The 15,972-nt window shown below is 30.0% G+C and carries 14 protein-coding genes and 1 pseudogene; 7 read left to right on the top strand and 8 right to left on the bottom strand.

The window, feature by feature from the left end:
- The first annotated feature begins 16 nt into the window (after positions 1-16).
- Positions 17-910, top strand: coding sequence for a protein-methionine-sulfoxide reductase catalytic subunit MsrP (msrP, locus tag AJN64_RS07560; protein ID WP_070210143.1), 894 nt, complete (start codon positions 17-19; stop codon positions 908-910).
- Complete coding sequence (locus tag AJN64_RS07565; protein WP_053872455.1) at positions 910-1,482, top strand: sulfite oxidase heme-binding subunit YedZ; 573 nt, start codon at positions 910-912, stop codon at positions 1,480-1,482. Before msrP ends, AJN64_RS07565 begins: the two co-directional genes overlap by 1 nt.
- Here the strand turns inward: AJN64_RS07565 and AJN64_RS07570 are convergent.
- The 8 genes from AJN64_RS07570 to rpsU all read right to left on the bottom strand — a co-directional run bounded on the left by AJN64_RS07570 (position 1,447) and on the right by rpsU (position 8,011).
- Positions 1,447-3,159, bottom strand: coding sequence for an AAA family ATPase (locus AJN64_RS07570; RefSeq protein WP_044778513.1), 1,713 nt, complete (start codon positions 3,157-3,159; stop codon positions 1,447-1,449). The genes AJN64_RS07565 and AJN64_RS07570 overlap by 36 nt on opposite strands.
- Positions 3,159-3,983 (bottom strand): hypothetical protein, encoded by an 825-nt coding sequence (locus AJN64_RS07575; RefSeq protein WP_044778512.1) that lies wholly within the window; start codon positions 3,981-3,983, stop codon positions 3,159-3,161. The genes AJN64_RS07570 and AJN64_RS07575 overlap by 1 nt, the downstream gene beginning before the upstream one ends.
- A gap of 10 nt (positions 3,984-3,993) precedes the next feature.
- Positions 3,994-4,470: a hypothetical protein gene (locus AJN64_RS07580; RefSeq protein WP_002861137.1), complete on the bottom strand. Its 477-nt coding sequence runs from the start codon at positions 4,468-4,470 to the stop codon at positions 3,994-3,996.
- Positions 4,471-4,478: 8 nt separating this feature from the next.
- Positions 4,479-4,970: a YajQ family cyclic di-GMP-binding protein gene (locus AJN64_RS07585; RefSeq protein ID WP_002854188.1), complete on the bottom strand. Its 492-nt coding sequence runs from the start codon at positions 4,968-4,970 to the stop codon at positions 4,479-4,481.
- Positions 4,960-5,895 carry a D-2-hydroxyacid dehydrogenase gene (locus tag AJN64_RS07590; protein WP_053872679.1) on the bottom strand — a complete coding sequence of 312 codons (936 nt, stop codon included), beginning with the start codon at positions 5,893-5,895 and terminating at the stop codon, positions 4,960-4,962. The genes AJN64_RS07585 and AJN64_RS07590 overlap by 11 nt, the downstream gene beginning before the upstream one ends.
- A 3-nt stretch (positions 5,896-5,898) precedes the next feature.
- The gene (locus AJN64_RS07595) at positions 5,899-7,068 is read right to left on the bottom strand and encodes a glutathionylspermidine synthase family protein (protein WP_002831077.1); all 1,170 of its coding nucleotides are present in this window, start codon (positions 7,066-7,068) and stop codon (positions 5,899-5,901) included.
- A gap of 9 nt (positions 7,069-7,077) precedes the next feature.
- Positions 7,078-7,683, bottom strand: coding sequence for a UPF0323 family lipoprotein (locus tag AJN64_RS07600; protein ID WP_044778507.1), 606 nt, complete (start codon positions 7,681-7,683; stop codon positions 7,078-7,080).
- Between the two features lie 115 nt (positions 7,684-7,798).
- Complete coding sequence (gene rpsU / locus AJN64_RS07605) at positions 7,799-8,011, bottom strand: 30S ribosomal protein S21 (protein WP_002780697.1); 213 nt, start codon at positions 8,009-8,011, stop codon at positions 7,799-7,801.
- Positions 8,012-8,169: 158 nt separating this feature from the next.
- On the opposite strand from rpsU, the pseudogene ccoG reads away from it, so the two are divergent.
- The 5 genes and pseudogenes from ccoG to cmeC all read left to right on the top strand — a co-directional run bounded on the left by ccoG (position 8,170) and on the right by cmeC (position 15,957).
- A pseudogene (gene ccoG, locus AJN64_RS07610) lies at positions 8,170-9,547 on the top strand (cytochrome c oxidase accessory protein CcoG).
- Positions 9,534-10,166 carry a multidrug efflux system transcriptional regulator CmeR gene (gene cmeR, locus AJN64_RS07615; RefSeq protein ID WP_002861132.1) on the top strand — a complete coding sequence of 211 codons (633 nt, stop codon included), beginning with the start codon at positions 9,534-9,536 and terminating at the stop codon, positions 10,164-10,166. Before ccoG ends, cmeR begins: the two are co-directional and overlap by 14 nt.
- A gap of 94 nt (positions 10,167-10,260) precedes the next feature.
- Positions 10,261-11,364 (top strand): multidrug efflux RND transporter periplasmic adaptor subunit CmeA, encoded by a 1,104-nt coding sequence (cmeA, locus tag AJN64_RS07620; RefSeq protein ID WP_070292849.1) that lies wholly within the window; start codon positions 10,261-10,263, stop codon positions 11,362-11,364.
- On the top strand, positions 11,364-14,486 hold the full coding sequence (gene cmeB / locus AJN64_RS07625) for a multidrug efflux RND transporter permease subunit CmeB (RefSeq protein ID WP_083271927.1): 3,123 nt from the start codon (positions 11,364-11,366) through the stop codon (positions 14,484-14,486). Before cmeA ends, cmeB begins: the two co-directional genes overlap by 1 nt.
- Positions 14,479-15,957, top strand: a complete 1,479-nt coding sequence (cmeC, locus tag AJN64_RS07630; RefSeq protein ID WP_002866635.1) for a multidrug efflux transporter outer membrane subunit CmeC — start codon at positions 14,479-14,481, stop codon at positions 15,955-15,957. Before cmeB ends, cmeC begins: the two co-directional genes overlap by 8 nt.
- The last annotated feature ends 15 nt before the right edge of the window (positions 15,958-15,972 follow it).

Consider the following 15,972-nt stretch of genomic DNA (forward strand, 5'->3'; position numbering starts at 1 on the left):
TTAACAAGGAAAAATTATGATTATAACCCCTGAGAATTTATATAAAAAAAGAAGAGATTTTTTAAAACTTGGAGCAGGTGCTTTAATAAGTTCAAGCGTGCTTGCTTCTAAATTATCTGCTTTAAATTTCACAAGCGATACTAATCCAAACAAACTTGAAATCAGCGATGAAGAACTGGCTACAAATTATGTCAATTTTTATGAATTTTCAACAGATAAAAAAAAGGCTGTATCATTGGCACAAAATTTCAATACTCAAAATTGGAAAATCGATATCAGTGGAGAAATAGAAAAACCTTTAACTTTAAGCATGGAGGATATTTTAAAATTCCCGCTAGAAGAAAGAATTTATCGTTTTCGCTGTGTTGAAACTTGGTCTATGGTGGTACCTTGGGTAGGCTTTGAATTGCGTCGTTTGATTGAAATGGCAAAACCTACAAGCGAGGCAAAATTTGTTAAATTCACCACTCTTTTAGATAAGAGCCAATTTCCCGATCAAGACGCTTTATTTCCAACTATAGACTATCCTTATGTAGAAGGACTTCGCATGGATGAAGCTATGCATCCTCTTACCTTGCTTGCAGTAGGAATGTATAAAAAAGCCTTAAAGCCTCAAAATGGCGCTCCAATACGCCTTGTTGTCCCTTGGAAATATGGCTTTAAAAGTATTAAATCCATAGTTAAAATAGAATTTACCAAAGAACAGCCTAAATCCACTTGGGAAAGTTACGCTCCAAACGAATATGGTTTTTATGCCAATGTCAATCCTAATGTCTCTCATCCTAGATGGTCTCAAGCTAACGAGAGGGCTTTAGGAGACTTCTTTACCAAGCCTACTTTAATGTTTAATGGCTATGAAAAAGAAGTAGCAAGTTTATATAAAAACATGGACTTGAAAGTGAATTTTTAATGCAGACAAAATACTTTAAATTTCTTGCTTATTTTAGCTTTATCATAAGTTTAATCTATGGCTTTTATCGCATCATAAAAGCCTTTGATTTTGTAAAAGAAGCCTATATTTACACCGGAATATTTGCTTTGATCTTTTTAAATTTAAGTCTTTTATTTTCTTTGCTTAAATTTAAAAAAACAAAAAATTATCCTAAAATTTTAGGTATTTTTGCAGCTTTTTGGGCGATTTTGCACTTTTTAAATTATTTTATTTTTGATAGAAATGCTCAAATTTTAAGGCTTTTCGATGATATTTCACATCGTTTATTAGAAGCAAGTGGATTTATCGCATTTTTAATCATATTTTTAATGCTTTTAAGTTCTTTTAAAATCTTTAAAAAACTTAGTAAAATCAGAAAACTAGGATATTTATGCTTAGTTTTGGCAAGTTATCATTATTTTTTAACCCCAAAAATTCCTATGTTTTGGGAATGGAGTGCTTTAATTATAGCTTTGTTTTATTTTATAGTTCGCTATACAAAAACATTAAAAAAGTTAAAATCCAACAATCTTACTTTTATCAAAACTTGAATTTAATTCTTTTTGTATGCTTTCTATAAAATCTTGCATTTTAAAAACCCCATCTTGTGATACAGCTACTTTCAAAGCTGTATTCTTCACCACCATTAAAATTTGTGCTCCACTTAATTCATAATTTGATAAAATATTTATATCAAAATCTTTTTCAAATAATGCTTTTTTAGGTAGAAATTTTTCCCAAATTTTAAGCCTATCTTTAAAATCAGGTTTTTTAAATTCTATCTTATAATCAAATCTTCTTGAAAATGCACTATCTAAGCTTTCTAAAAAATTTGTCGTAGCGATAATCACACCACTAAAACGCTCAATTTGCTCTAAGAATATATTTTGCATTTGATTATGCATTTTATCACTACCACTACTTCCATCTACACGCGTACTTAAAAACTGATCGGCTTCATTGAGAAGTAAAATAGGACTTTGTTTGCAAGTTTGCACGATATTTTTATAGGTATCAAAAATTTTTCTTACATTTTGCTCACTCTCTCCAACCCATTTGCTCAAAATTTTAGAACAGTCAAAACTAAGAACAGATTTTTTCATTGATTTAGCCATAGCTAAAGCTGACATAGTTTTTCCAGTACCAGCAGGACCATAAAAAATAATTTTAGCTTCTATATTTTTATTACTCTTTATACCCCAAGAATGAAGTCTTTCTAGGACTTTTTTATCTTGTTGTTTTAAAATATTTTCTAAAAGCTCTTTTGTATTTTCAGGCATAATAATATCATTGATATCAGTACTTGGTTCTATAAGCTCAAAAATATCCTGATCTTTTAAAACACTTTCAATTTTGATTTTTTTACTTTGTTTTGGTTCAAAATTTATAATTCTTTGTAAAATTTCATCAATAATAAAAAAACTTTTAGAAATATCTCCAAAAGCATTTAAATATTCATCATACTCGATTAAGTTTAAAAGAGGAGCATTTTCTTGTAATAGTTTTTTATTTTTATGCCTTTCTAAATCATTTTCACTGATTAAAGAAAGTAAAGAATTCATTTCTCTAGAAATCGAACTTTCATTACTTAAGGCGTATTCTTCTTTTAAAAGTGCTAGAAAAATAATTTGTTCTTTATGTTCAAGATTGTATTCTTTAAAAATATCAGCCAATACATTATAAAATTTACTTTTTTTTAGTCTTTCTTTGATATGTTTTTCATAAAGTTTAATTTGATTTTTTATTTCACTATTATAAGCACTTTTTTGTATAAAACTTAATCTTTCGTATAATTGAATACGCACAAATTCATCTTTTAAATATTCTAAATAATCTGCATAAGCCTCTTGTTTCTCAAAGTTTAAACGAGGTTTTGCTTCTAAAAATTCTAAAAAATATTCACTTAGACTAAGCTCGCTTTGCAATAAGGCAAGAGTTAATGTTTGAGTTTTATTATTTTCTAAACTTTTAAAAAAACTCGAATTTTGATTTACAAAACCTCTTTCGATAAGTTTTTTTAAATCCTCCAAAGCATCAAGATAAAGATACTTATCATTTCCAAAAACTGTCGATAATAAAGTAAAGGCATTGATAGAAGAAATAGAAACGACATAATTTCTACAAAGTTCTCTAAGAATCAAAGCCTCATTTTTAGCACACTTAAGCTCTTTATAAATTTGGGTATCTTCTATATTTTTCAAACTTAAAAAATTTTTTAATTTTTCCATTATTTTTTAAATTCCTTAAGCTCATCTTCGTTAAATTCTACGCAAATATTTTCATCTAAAAAATGACCTTCAAAAGGTAGATAACAAATTTTTAGTTTTCCATTATTAAGCAAAAAATTATTATTAAATTGTAAATTTTGCAGATCTTCAAAACACTCATCACATGTATTTTTAAGCTTCTCATGTAAAAGATTTTGAAATTTTTTATTTTCAGTATTATACAAATCATTTAGTTTTACAAATGCGTGAGCATTAATATCATAAACAAAATTATTTAACTCTAAAATAGCACGACTCATACCATCTTCATAAAAATAATACCATTCTTCAAAACTAATTTTTCCATCTTGTAAAAAAATAGGTTTTTGGCGAATTTGTTCAAAACTAAATACACCCTTATGAACAGGATGAAATTCTTTAAAATCATCATTAAAACCTATAAAATCAAGACTACGCTTTATACGAATGCCATCTTGCGTTTCAACAAGTTCTAAAGTAGTTGTTCCTAAATTTTCTCCTTGAAAATTTTTATTATCATATGTAAGCATTTTAGAAGAATTGATTTTATATTTTTTACGCTCATCCTGCCAAAAATCATTTGTCTTAACGAGCGGAATCTCTAAATTTCCATTTATATCATCAATAATTAAAAAACTAGAACTTGTTTGATTTTTATCCCTGTCAAAAAGTGGAGTCATAGGTGCATTATCATAAACTATGGCAAAAATTTCTTTATCCTGTAAATGATAAAAATACAATTCACCTTTATAAACTTGTGCTAAAGCTAGATTGACAAAGCAAAATACCAGTAAAAAAAATTTCAAACTCTATCCTTCAATTTTGAATATGCGTTAAGATAATTTTAGTATGTGAAATTTTATCAAAAAAACTTACTTTATTATCACAAACTTGATAAAAAATTTCATAATTTTTTGCTTTTAAATTTTGCTCAAAACCACAATCAGTTTTTTCTAAATTTTTACCCTGCCATAAAGCATTTGCCTTTAAAATATCACTTAAAATATCATCATAATATACATTTTTAAAAAATTTTTGATTAAACACTTTTTTATCATAACACACTGCATTGATGCAAATTTTATCCTTGATTTTGAGTTCAAAAAAAGCTTGCCCTAGTTTATAAACTTCCAAATTTAAAGCATTATTTTCTTTTTTTAAAAAAGCTGCATCATTGATTTTTATCATAGGAGAAGCAATCAAAACCATCAAGCTTTGACTTGAAAAATTTTGATTTTTCACACTACAAGCACAAAGAAAAAAAACAAAACATAGAGCTAAACAATGTTTCAAATTTAACCTTATTTGAGATTTTTAAAACTGATATTTAACTCTAAATCAAGCTCTTTTACAAGCTTCATCACAGCTTGTAAATCATCGATTTGTTTTGCTACAACACGAATTTCTTCACCACGAATCGAAGAGTTAACTTTAAGCTTGCTATCTTTAATAGCTTTATTGATTTTTTTAGCATTTTCACTATCAATAGCATCGTTTGCTTTCAAATTTAAACGAAACATTGCTCCACTTTCACGAGAAAGCTCTTTAATAGCATTAGGATTAATTCCTCTTTTGATAAGTTTAGAAATCACTATATCTTTTAGAACATCAAGTTTTCCTTCACTAGAAGAACTGAGTTTAAAAATACTCTCTTTTTCGCTTAAATCAATCTCACACTTAATTCCTTTTAAGTCATAACGACTATCAAGTTCTTTTTTAGCTTGTTCAAAAGCATTTTTTAACTCTTGCTTATCTAAAGCTGCTGAAATATCAAAACTATGTTCACTTGCCATTTTCTATCCATTCTTTTAAATTATTATAAACTATATCCATTAAAGCATTTAAAGCTTCCTTACTCGCCCATGCAACATGAGGGGTGATAATAAGATTTTCTTTATTTTTAATGCTTAAAAGCGGATGATTTTTCATCATAGGTTCAATTTCTAAAACATCGAGCCCTACACGAATATTTTTTTCATCTATGATTTTAGCTAAATCATTTTCATTGACAATCCCACCTCTTCCTACATTAATCAAAATCGCATTATCTTTTAAAAGCTTTAATTCTTCAAAGGTGAGTAAATTTTTAGTTTTTTCATTTAAAGGTGCATGGATACTTATAATATCGCAAGTTTTCAATAAATCTTTTAATTCCAAATGTACAAAATCTGCGTTTTTATTAGCTCCACTCGTAGAATAATAATAAATTTCGGCTCCAAAAGCCTTTGAAATTTTTGCCACTTCTTTACCTATGGTTCCTAAACCTATAATACCATGTTTTTTACCACTTAAGGTGTTTAAAATTCTACTATAATCTGTAAAAATAGAACTTTCACACCATTTACCCTCTTTGCTCCATTTGTCATAATAAAGCACTTGATTTAAAAAAGCAAACATAAACGCAAAAGTATGTTGTACAACACTCATGGTAGAATACCCAGCAGCATTTTTTACAATAATACCTTTTTCTTTAGCATACTCAATATCGATATTATTAACCCCTGTAGCAGTTTCTAAAATGAGTTTTAAATTTTTACAAGCATCAATCACATCTTTATCAATTACAACCTTGTTTGTCATGGCGACATTAGCATCTTTTAAACGCTCTATGGTTTGCTCTTTATTTGTTGTAGTATAAATTTGCAAAGAACCAAATTTTTCAAAAACACTTAAATCATAATCCCCTAAAGTTGCCGCATCTAAACAAACAATTTTCATTTTTCAATCCTTTATAATATGTCCTACAAATTTAGAATAATTATCAAGCACAAGTCCTCCTTTTCTAAATCCTAAGCCACACCCTTCATAAGCAAAGAAAACACCTGCTTGATAGTATTCGTTTTCACATGAATTAAACTCTACATATTCTTGATAAATAGCCTTATTATTCCCGTAAGGACCTACATTCTCATGCAAAGTTTTTCCATCTTTAATTATACTGATATTTGCACCTTCTCTACCAAAAACAGGTTTTTTAACATAGTTTTTACCCTCTAAAGGAGTATCTTTTGTTTCTAAAAGTAATGGATGATTTGGATAAAGTTCCCATAAAATTTTTAAAATTCCCTTAGATTGAAATAAAAGCGTATAAGCAGGATTTAAAATAATTGCTCTTTGATTACGCATAATTTGAGTTAAAAGCATGGCAAGTTCACCCTCTTCTATGGCTATATCTTCCCAAGGAATAAGCTTAAACCAATACTCATAATTTTCGCCCTCTTTAAAAATACCCTCTTCGCTAAATTCCACCTCATCCACAAAGGAAAAATTAGTTTGAAAACCTGCTTCATTGGCTATATGAGAAAGTAATTTTGTAGTGATTTCTTCTTCTTTACTTCCTGCAACACTTGAAAAAAGAATTTTCCATCCTTGATAATGCTCTTCAAACCCTTCAACACTTTCATCAAGGGTAATAAGTCTTTTAAAATTATCCATCAAACTTTCATAAATGCTGTTAAATTGTGCGCTTTCATCCATTCCATTTTGTTTTAAAAGCGCCCATTGTAAAATCGCACTTTCAAAAAGAGCAGTAGGGGTATCAGCATTAAATTCTATAAGTTTTATAGGCTTACCATCAAGTCCACCCGCTAAATCAAAACGCCCATATAAATGCCAATGAACCTCATTTTCCCAACTCATCTTAATCGCATCAATAAGATTAAAAGGAATTCCAAGCTCATCAAAACGATCATTATCAATCACTTCTTGCGCTGCAGCAATAAACATATCATAAAGCTCATTTACCGCTTCATAATAAGCATTAGCTTCACTTTCCTTAACACAAACTAACTTATTGCTAATATAATCACTTCCATCTTCATCTGTATGCCAAGAAAAACCTATATTTTCTAAATAATCTTTTTGAAGTTTGTCTACTTGTAATAATTGCATTATTTATCCTTAAGAACCAAAAGAAGAACTAGAACTTGCAGCTTTAGAGCCTCCACCAAAAAAGCCTGATTTTTTAGCGCTTGAGGTAGAACTCGTTGAGCCTGCTTTATTAAAACTATTCACACTTCTTTGATAAGCACTTTGATTTGAAAAAGCACCGCGTTGTTGATTAGCAAAATTTTGATTATTGAAAAGTTTTGAACCTATCCAACTTCCCAAAATAGCACCTGCAGCACTTGCAAGTAAAGTTTCTCCTAAACTCAATCCTCCGCTACTGATTTGTCCATTGTCTTTAGTTAAATTTGAAGTTCCATTATCAATTTTAGCTGCTTCTTCTTTAATCAAAGCATCCATTTCTTCTTTGGATAAAATTCTTTCTGTACCATTAAGATCTTTTAAAACTACCCTTGTTTCATCACTTGGATATTGATCTTTGATTTTATACTGCCCTGGAGCTGTTTCTTCGATAATTACAAAAGCTCCTTGAGCATTAGCTGCTTGATTTAAAGTATCTGCATTGTCATTATTACTTCCACAACCTGCTAAAGCACCTCCAGCAACAGCTGCTAAACCACCTATCATACCAATTTGAATGATTTTTTTGATTTTTTTCATAAGTTTATCCTAAAAACAGAAAATCTAGATTAGAAATTTTAACAAAAAATAATAAATACTTTTTAATACCAAATGAAGTTTGCAGATATAAAAAAAGCCCTTTCGGGCTTTTGGGTTAGAGTCTTGACTCGTAGCGTCTAAGCATATAAAGTCTTTTAAGCATTTTTTTGCGTGCTGAAATTTTTTGTTTTTTGCGAATTTCAGTCATAGGCTCGAAAAATCTTCTTGCTCTTACTTCAGTTACAACTAGATTTCTATCTACTTGTTTTTTGAATTTACGATACGCTTCATCAAAAGACTCGTTAGGATGCACCTTGATTCCTGGCACAGTCCTCACCACCTTTCTGTGTAAATTTTTGTTGTGAAATATAATTATAAAACACTTCTTATTAATTCTAACTTAGAAAGCATTTAAAAATTGTTTTAGTTTTTATCGGCTATAATCCTTAGTTACAAAGTGCTAAAAATTATAATTAAGGTCTAAAAATGCAAGGACACATTACAAACTATACAAAAAAACGATATTTTATATATTTAATTGCAAGTATTGTCATATTTGCTCTACCTTTCATAAGAATTAATGAAAATCATTTTTTTCTTTTAAGTTTTGATCACTCTAAATTAAACCTATTTTTTATTTCTTTTTCAACACAAGAATTTTATCTCATGCCTTTTATTCTTATATTTCTTTTTTTATTTATTTTTTTTATTACAACTTTAGGTGGAAGAATTTGGTGTGCTTGGAGTTGTCCACAAACAATTTTTAGAGTTATATATAGAGATATCATACAAACTAAAATTCTTAAAATTCGCAAAAATATCAATAACAAACAAAAAGAATATGAGGGACAATATTTTAAAAAATTTCTTGGAGTAATAATTTTTTATTTTATATCTTTAGTTGCTGTTAGTAATTTACTTTGGTACTTTATTCCTCCTGAAGATTTTTTCAATTATATTCAAAATCCTGGTGAGCATCTACTTTTACTTGGAGTTTTATTTTGTGCTAGCTTACTTTTTACTTTGGATATTACCTATTTACAAGAAAAATTTTGTATTTATGTCTGTCCTTATGCAAGAATACAATCTGTAATGTTTGATCATGATACAATGCAAGTGATCTACGATGAAAAACGCGGGGGTTTGATTTATGATGGACACATCAAACTTCATAAAAAACCGCCTGAAGGAGAATGCATAGGTTGTGAAGCCTGTGTTAGCATCTGTCCAACTCATATTGACATACGCAAAGGAATGCAACTTGAATGTATTAATTGTCTTGAATGTGCCGATGCTTGTTCTAAGGTACAAAGCAAATTTAATCGTCCAAGTTTGATCAATTGGACAAGTGCAAAAGCTATTGAAACACATTCTAAGGTTCATTATTTAAGATTTAGAACGATAGCATATTTTATAGTTCTTTTAATTGCTTTATTGGCTTTAATTATCATGGGAAGCAAAAAAGAAAGCATGCTTTTAAATATCAATCGTAGTAGTGAATTATATAATATTTCAAATGTTAAAGGTAAATTAGTCATTTCAAATGCTTATACCTTTTTGTTTCAAAATACAGATTCTAAACCTCATGAATATTATTTTACAGCAAATTTAGAAGGAATAAATGATGGAATTGAAATCATAAGACCAAACAAACCTTTTAAATTAAAAGCAGGAGAGCAAGTTAAAAAAATAGTTGTTATCAAAGCTACAAAAAAATTAGCAAACAATGATAAAAAAGATGTAATCTTTCCTTTACATATAAAAGCTTATGCAAAAGATAATGAAAAAATTTCGGTTTTTAGAAAAAGTATATTTGTATACCCCAAAAACACTCTTACAAAGGATAAAAAATGAACTCAAATAGAACACCATCACAAAAAGTTTTAGCTAGACAAGAGAAAATCAAAGCAGTGGCCTTAGAGCTTTTTTTAACAAAAGGTTACCAAGAAACAAGTTTGAGTGATATTATTAAATTATCCGGAGGATCTTATTCTAATATTTATAATAGTTTTAAAAGCAAAGAAGGATTATTCTTTGAAATTTTAGATGACATATGTAAAAAACATTTTCATCTTATTTATTCCAAAACACAAGAAATTGAAAATGGTACTTTAAAAGAAATTTTAACTTCTTTTGGTTTAACTTTTATAGAAATTTTTAATCAACCAGAAGCTGTAGCTTTTGGTAAAATTGTTTATTCTCAAGTTTATGATAAAGATAGACACCTTGCTAATTGGATAGAAAACAATCAACAAAATTTTTCCTATAACATACTTATGGATTTTTTTAAACAACAAAATAATTCTTATATGAAAAAAAATGCAGAAAAACTTGCTGTTCTTTTTTGCACTATGTTAAAAGAACCTTATCATCATCTTAATGTTTTAATTAATGCTCCTTTGAAAAATAAAAAAGAACAAAAAGAACATGTTGAATTTGTTGTAAACGTTTTTCTAAATGGGATCAATGGCTCCAAAGCTTAAAAAATAATTTTATTAACCAAAATTAAGATATAATTAGTCAAAAATTTTTGTAATAAATATTACAATTTTTAATTTAATTTTTCAAGGTAAAACCATGAAATTATTTCAAAACAATACTATTTTAGCTTTAAGTGTTGTGCTTTTACTCACTGCTTGTAGCAAAGAAGAAGCACCAAAAATACAAATGCCGCCTCAACCTGTAACGACAATGAGTGCTAAATCTGAAGATTTGTCACTTAGTTTTACTTATCCTGCTAAACTTGTCAGTGATTATGATGTTATTATAAAACCTCAAGTTAGTGGCGTAATAGTAAATAAACTTTTTAAGGCTGGAGATAAGGTAAAAAAAGGACAGACATTATTTATTGTAGAGCAAGATAAATTTAAAGCTAGCGTTGATTCAGCTTACGGACAAGCTTTAATGGCTAAGGCAACTTTTGAAAACGCGAGCAAGGATTTTAATCGTTCCAAGGCTCTTTTTAGCAAAAATGCAATCTCTCAAAAAGAATACGACTCTTCTCTTGCTACATTTAATAATGCAAAAGCTAGTCTAACAACTGCTAGAGCACAACTTGCAAATGCAAGAATTGATCTAGATCATACCGAAATAAAAGCTCCTTTTGATGGTACTATAGGAGATGCTTTAGTTAATATAGGGGATTATGTAAGTGTTTCAACAACTGAACTAGTTAGAGTTACAAATTTAAATCCTATTTACGCAGATTTCTTTATTTCAGATACAGATAAACTAAATTTAGTCCGCAATACTCAAAGCGGAAAATGGGATTTAGACAGCATTCATGCAAATTTAAATCTTAATGGAGAAACCGTTCAAGGCAAACTTTATTTTATTGATTCCGTTATAGATGCTAATAGTGGAACAGTAAAAGCCAAAGCTGTATTTGATAACAACAACTCAACACTTTTACCGGGTGCTTTTGCAACAATTACTTCAGAAGGTTTTATACAAAAAAATGGCTTTAAAGTGCCTCAAATAGCTATTAAACAAGATCAAAATGATGTTTATGTTCTTCTTGTTAAAAATGGAAAAGTAGAAAAATCTTCTGTACATATAAGCTACCAAAACAATGAATACGCTATCATTGACAAAGGATTACAAAATGGCGACAAAATCATTTTAGATAACTTTAAAAAAATTCAAGTTGGTAGCCAAGTTAAAGAAATTGGAGCGCAATAATGTTTTCTAAATTTTTTATCGAAAGACCTGTTTTTGCTTCAGTTGTTGCAATTATCATTTCTTTAGCTGGAGTCATCGGTCTTACAAATTTACCCATAGAACAATATCCTTCTTTAACTCCTCCTACAGTTAAGGTAAGCGCAACTTACACAGGAGCTGATGCACAAACCATTGCTTCAACGGTTGCAAGTCCTATCGAAGATGCAATCAATGGTGCAGATAATATGATTTATATGGATTCAACTTCAAGTTCTTCAGGAACTATGAGTTTGACTGTCTATTTTGATATCGGCACAGATCCCGATCAAGCCACTATAGATGTTAATAATAGAATTTCAGCTGCAACTGCAAAAATGCCAGATGCAGTTAAAAAACTTGGAGTAACTGTTAGAAAAACTTCTTCAGCAACACTTGCTGCAATTTCTATGTATTCAAATGATGGTTCAATGAGTGCAGTGGATGTATACAACTACATCGCTTTAAATGTTTTAGATGAGTTAAAAAGAGTTCCGGGAGTTGGGGATGCAAACGCTATAGGAAATCGTAATTATTCTTTAAGAATTTGGCTAAAACCTGATTTATTAAATAAATTTGGAATCACAGCTACTGATGTAATTTCTGCGGTTAATGACCAAAATGCTCAATACGCAACTGGTAAAATTGGCGAAGAGCCCGTAACTCAAAAATCCCCTTATGTTTATTCAATCACTATGCAAGGAAGACTACAAAATCCTAGCGAATTTGAAAATATTATTTTAAGAACAAATGATGATGGATCATTTTTAAGACTTAAAGATATAGCTGATGTAGAAATAGGATCACAGCAATACAGCTCACAAGGACGATTAAATGGCAATGATGCAGTTCCGATTATAATCAATCTTCAATCAGGGGCAAACGCATTGCATACAGCAGAACTTGTCCAGGCTAAAATGCAAGAACTTTCAAAAAATTTCCCAAAAGGTTTAACATATAAAATTCCTTACGACACAACAAAATTTGTGATAGAATCAATCAAAGAAGTAATTAAAACTTTTGTTGAAGCTCTAATTTTAGTTATCATTGTTATGTATATGTTCTTAAAGAATTTCCGTGCAACGCTTATTCCTATGATAGCAGTACCTGTTTCATTATTAGGAACTTTTGCTGGACTTTATGTTTTAGGCTTTAGTATTAACTTGCTTACGCTTTTTGCCTTGATTTTAGCTATAGGGATTGTTGTAGATGATGCGATTATAGTTGTGGAAAATATCGATAGGATTTTACACGAAAATGAACAAATAAGCGTAAAAGATGCTGCTATCCAAGCGATGCAAGAAGTTAGCTCTCCGGTTATTTCAATTGTTCTTGTACTTTGTGCTGTTTTTATACCCGTTTCTTTTATATCAGGTTTTGTTGGAGAAATTCAAAGACAATTTGCCCTTACCTTAGCAATATCTGTAGCCATATCAGGTTTTGTTGCTCTTACTTTAACACCTTCTTTATGTGCACTCTTTTTACGACGTAATGAAGGAGAGCCATTTAAATTTGTAAAGAAATTTAATGATTTTTTTGATTGGAGTACTTCTGTATTTAGCGCAGGAGTAGCATATATTCTAAAAAGAACCATTCGTTTTGTTTTAATTTTTTGTATTATGCTTGGAGCGATTTTTTATCTTAATAAAGCTGTGCCAAATTCTTTAGTTCCCGAAGAAGATCAAGGTTTGATGATTAGTATTATCAACCTTCCTTCAGCTTCAGCACTCCATAGAACAATTTCAGAAGTTGATCACATAAGCCAAGAAGTTTTAAAAACTAATGGAGTTAAAGATGCAATGGCTATGATAGGATTTGATCTTTTTACAAGTTCACTCAAAGAAAATGCCGCTGCAATGTTTATAGGTTTGCAAGACTGGAAAGATAGAAATGTAAGTGCTGATCAAATTATAGCCGAACTTAATAAAAAATTTGCTTTTGATCGCAATGCTTCAAGTGTATTTATAGGCTTACCTCCTATACCTGGATTGAGTATCACAGGCGGTTTTGAAATGTATGTTCAAAACAAAAGCGGAAAAAGCTATGATGAAATACAAAAAGATGTAAATAAACTTGTTGCTGCGGCCAACCAAAGAAAAGAACTATCAAGAGTAAGAACAACACTTGATACAACTTTCCCTCAATACAAGCTTATAATTGATAGAGATAAATTAAAACACTACAATCTTAACATGCAAGATGTTTTTAACACGATGAATGCAACTATAGGCACTTATTATGTTAATGATTTTTCTATGCTAGGTAAAAACTTCCAAGTAAATATCCGCGCAAAAGGTGATTTTAGAAATACACAAGATGCATTAAAAAATATTTTTGTAAGATCAAATGATGGAAAAATGATACCACTTGATTCTTTCTTAACTTTACAAAGAAGTTCAGGGCCTGATGATGTAAAACGATTCAACCTTTTCCCAGCGGCACAAGTTCAAGGTCAACCCGCACCAGGTTATACTTCAGGTCAAGCTATAGAAGCGATTGCTCAAGTAGCAAAAGAAACTTTAGGGGATGATTATTCCATAGCTTGGAGTGGATCAGCTTATCAAGAAGTTTCTAGTAAAGGAACAGCAAGCTATGCTTTTGCTTTAGGTATGATATTTGTCTTTTTAATTCTAGCTGCCCAATATGAAAGATGGCTTATACCTTTAGCAGTTGTAACAGCTGTACCTTTTGCGGTATTTGGATCATTTTTATTGGTATATTTAAGGGGATTTAGCAATGACATATATTTTCAAACAGGACTTTTGCTCTTGATTGGACTTTCAGCTAAAAATGCTATCTTAATAGTAGAATTTGCAATGGAAGAGCGCTTTAAAAAAGGCAAAGGAGTTTTTGAAGCAGCTGTTGCAGCAGCAAAACTTCGTTTTCGTCCTATCATAATGACTTCTTTGGCATTTACTTTTGGGGTCTTGCCAATGATTTTCGCAACAGGAGCAGGAAGTGCTTCAAGACACTCTTTAGGAACAGGGCTTATTGGTGGAATGATCGCAGCATCAACTTTAGCGATATTCTTTGTGCCTTTATTTTTCTATCTTTTAGAAAATTTTAATGAATGGCTAGATAAAAAAAGAGGTAAGGTTCATGAATAAAATAATTTCAATTAGTGCTATAGCAAGTTTTACTCTTTTGATTTCAGCTTGCTCTTTAAGTCCAAATTTAAATATTCCCGAAGCAAACTATAGCATTGATAATAAGCTTGGAGCCTTATCTTGGGAAAAAGAAAACAATAGCTCTATCACAAAAAATTGGTGGAAAGACTTTGATGATGAAAATTTAAATAAAGTGGTTGATTTAGCACTTAAAAATAATAATGATTTAAAACTTGCCTTCATACACATGGAACAAGCTGCTGCTCAATTAGGTATAGATTTTAGCAGTTTGTTGCCAAAATTTGATGGTAGCGCAAGCGGTAGTCGTGCAAAAACAGCTATAAATGCTCCAAGCAATCGAACCGGGGAAGTAAGTTACGGTAATGATTTTAAAATGGGGCTTAATTTAAGCTATGAAATCGATCTTTGGGGAAAATATCGCGATACATATCGCGCCTCAAAATCAAGCTTTAAAGCAAGTGAGTATGATTATGAAGCTGCAAGACTTTCTGTTATTTCAAATACAGTTCAAACTTATTTTAATCTTGTAAATGCTTATGAAAATGAAAATGCTCTTAAAGAAGCCTATGAATCTGCAAAAGAAATTTATAGGATCAATGATGAAAAATTTCAAGTTGGCGCTGTAGGTGAATATGAACTTGCTCAAGCAAGAGCCAACTTAGAAAGTATGGCTTTACAATATAATGAAGCAAAATTAAATAAAGAAAATTACCTTAAAGCTTTAAAAATTTTAACTTCAAATGATTTAAATGACATACTTTACAAAAATCAAAGCTATCAAGTTTTTAATCTTAAAGAATTTGACATTCCAACTGGAATTTCAAGCACCATCTTGCTTCAACGTCCAGATATTGGCTCTTCTTTAGAAAAATTAACTCAGCAAAATTATCTTGTTGGAGTAGCTCGCACGGCTTTCTTACCTAGCCTTTCTTTAACAGGATTATTGGGATTTGAAAGTGGGGATTTAGATACCTTGGTTAAAGGAGGTTCTAAGACTTGGAATATAGGTGGAAACTTTACTCTGCCTATTTTTCATTGGGGTGAAATTTACCAAAATGTAAATTTAGCTAAACTTAATAAAGATGAAGCTTTTGTAAATTATCAAAATACTTTGATTACTGCTTTTGGAGAAATTCGCTATGCTTTAGTAGCTAGAAAAACTATACGCTTACAATACGATAATGCACAAGCAAGCGAACAATCTTATAAAAGAATCTATGAAATTGCTAAAGAACGCTATGATATAGGAGAAATGTCTTTGCAAGATTATTTAGAGGCACGTCAAAATTGGCTTAATGCTGCGGTTGCTTTTAATAATACTAAATATTCTTATGCCAATTCCATAGTAGATGTAATCAAAGCATTTGGTGGAGGATTTGAGCAAAGTGAAGATACGAGTAAAAATATAAAAGAAGAATCAAAAAATTTAGATATGTCTTTTAGAGAATAGTTTGTTCTATTCTCT

The sequence above is a fragment of the Campylobacter sp. BCW_4332 genome, from assembly GCF_001763175.1.
Lineage (GTDB): Bacteria > Campylobacterota > Campylobacteria > Campylobacterales > Campylobacteraceae > Campylobacter_D > Campylobacter_D jejuni.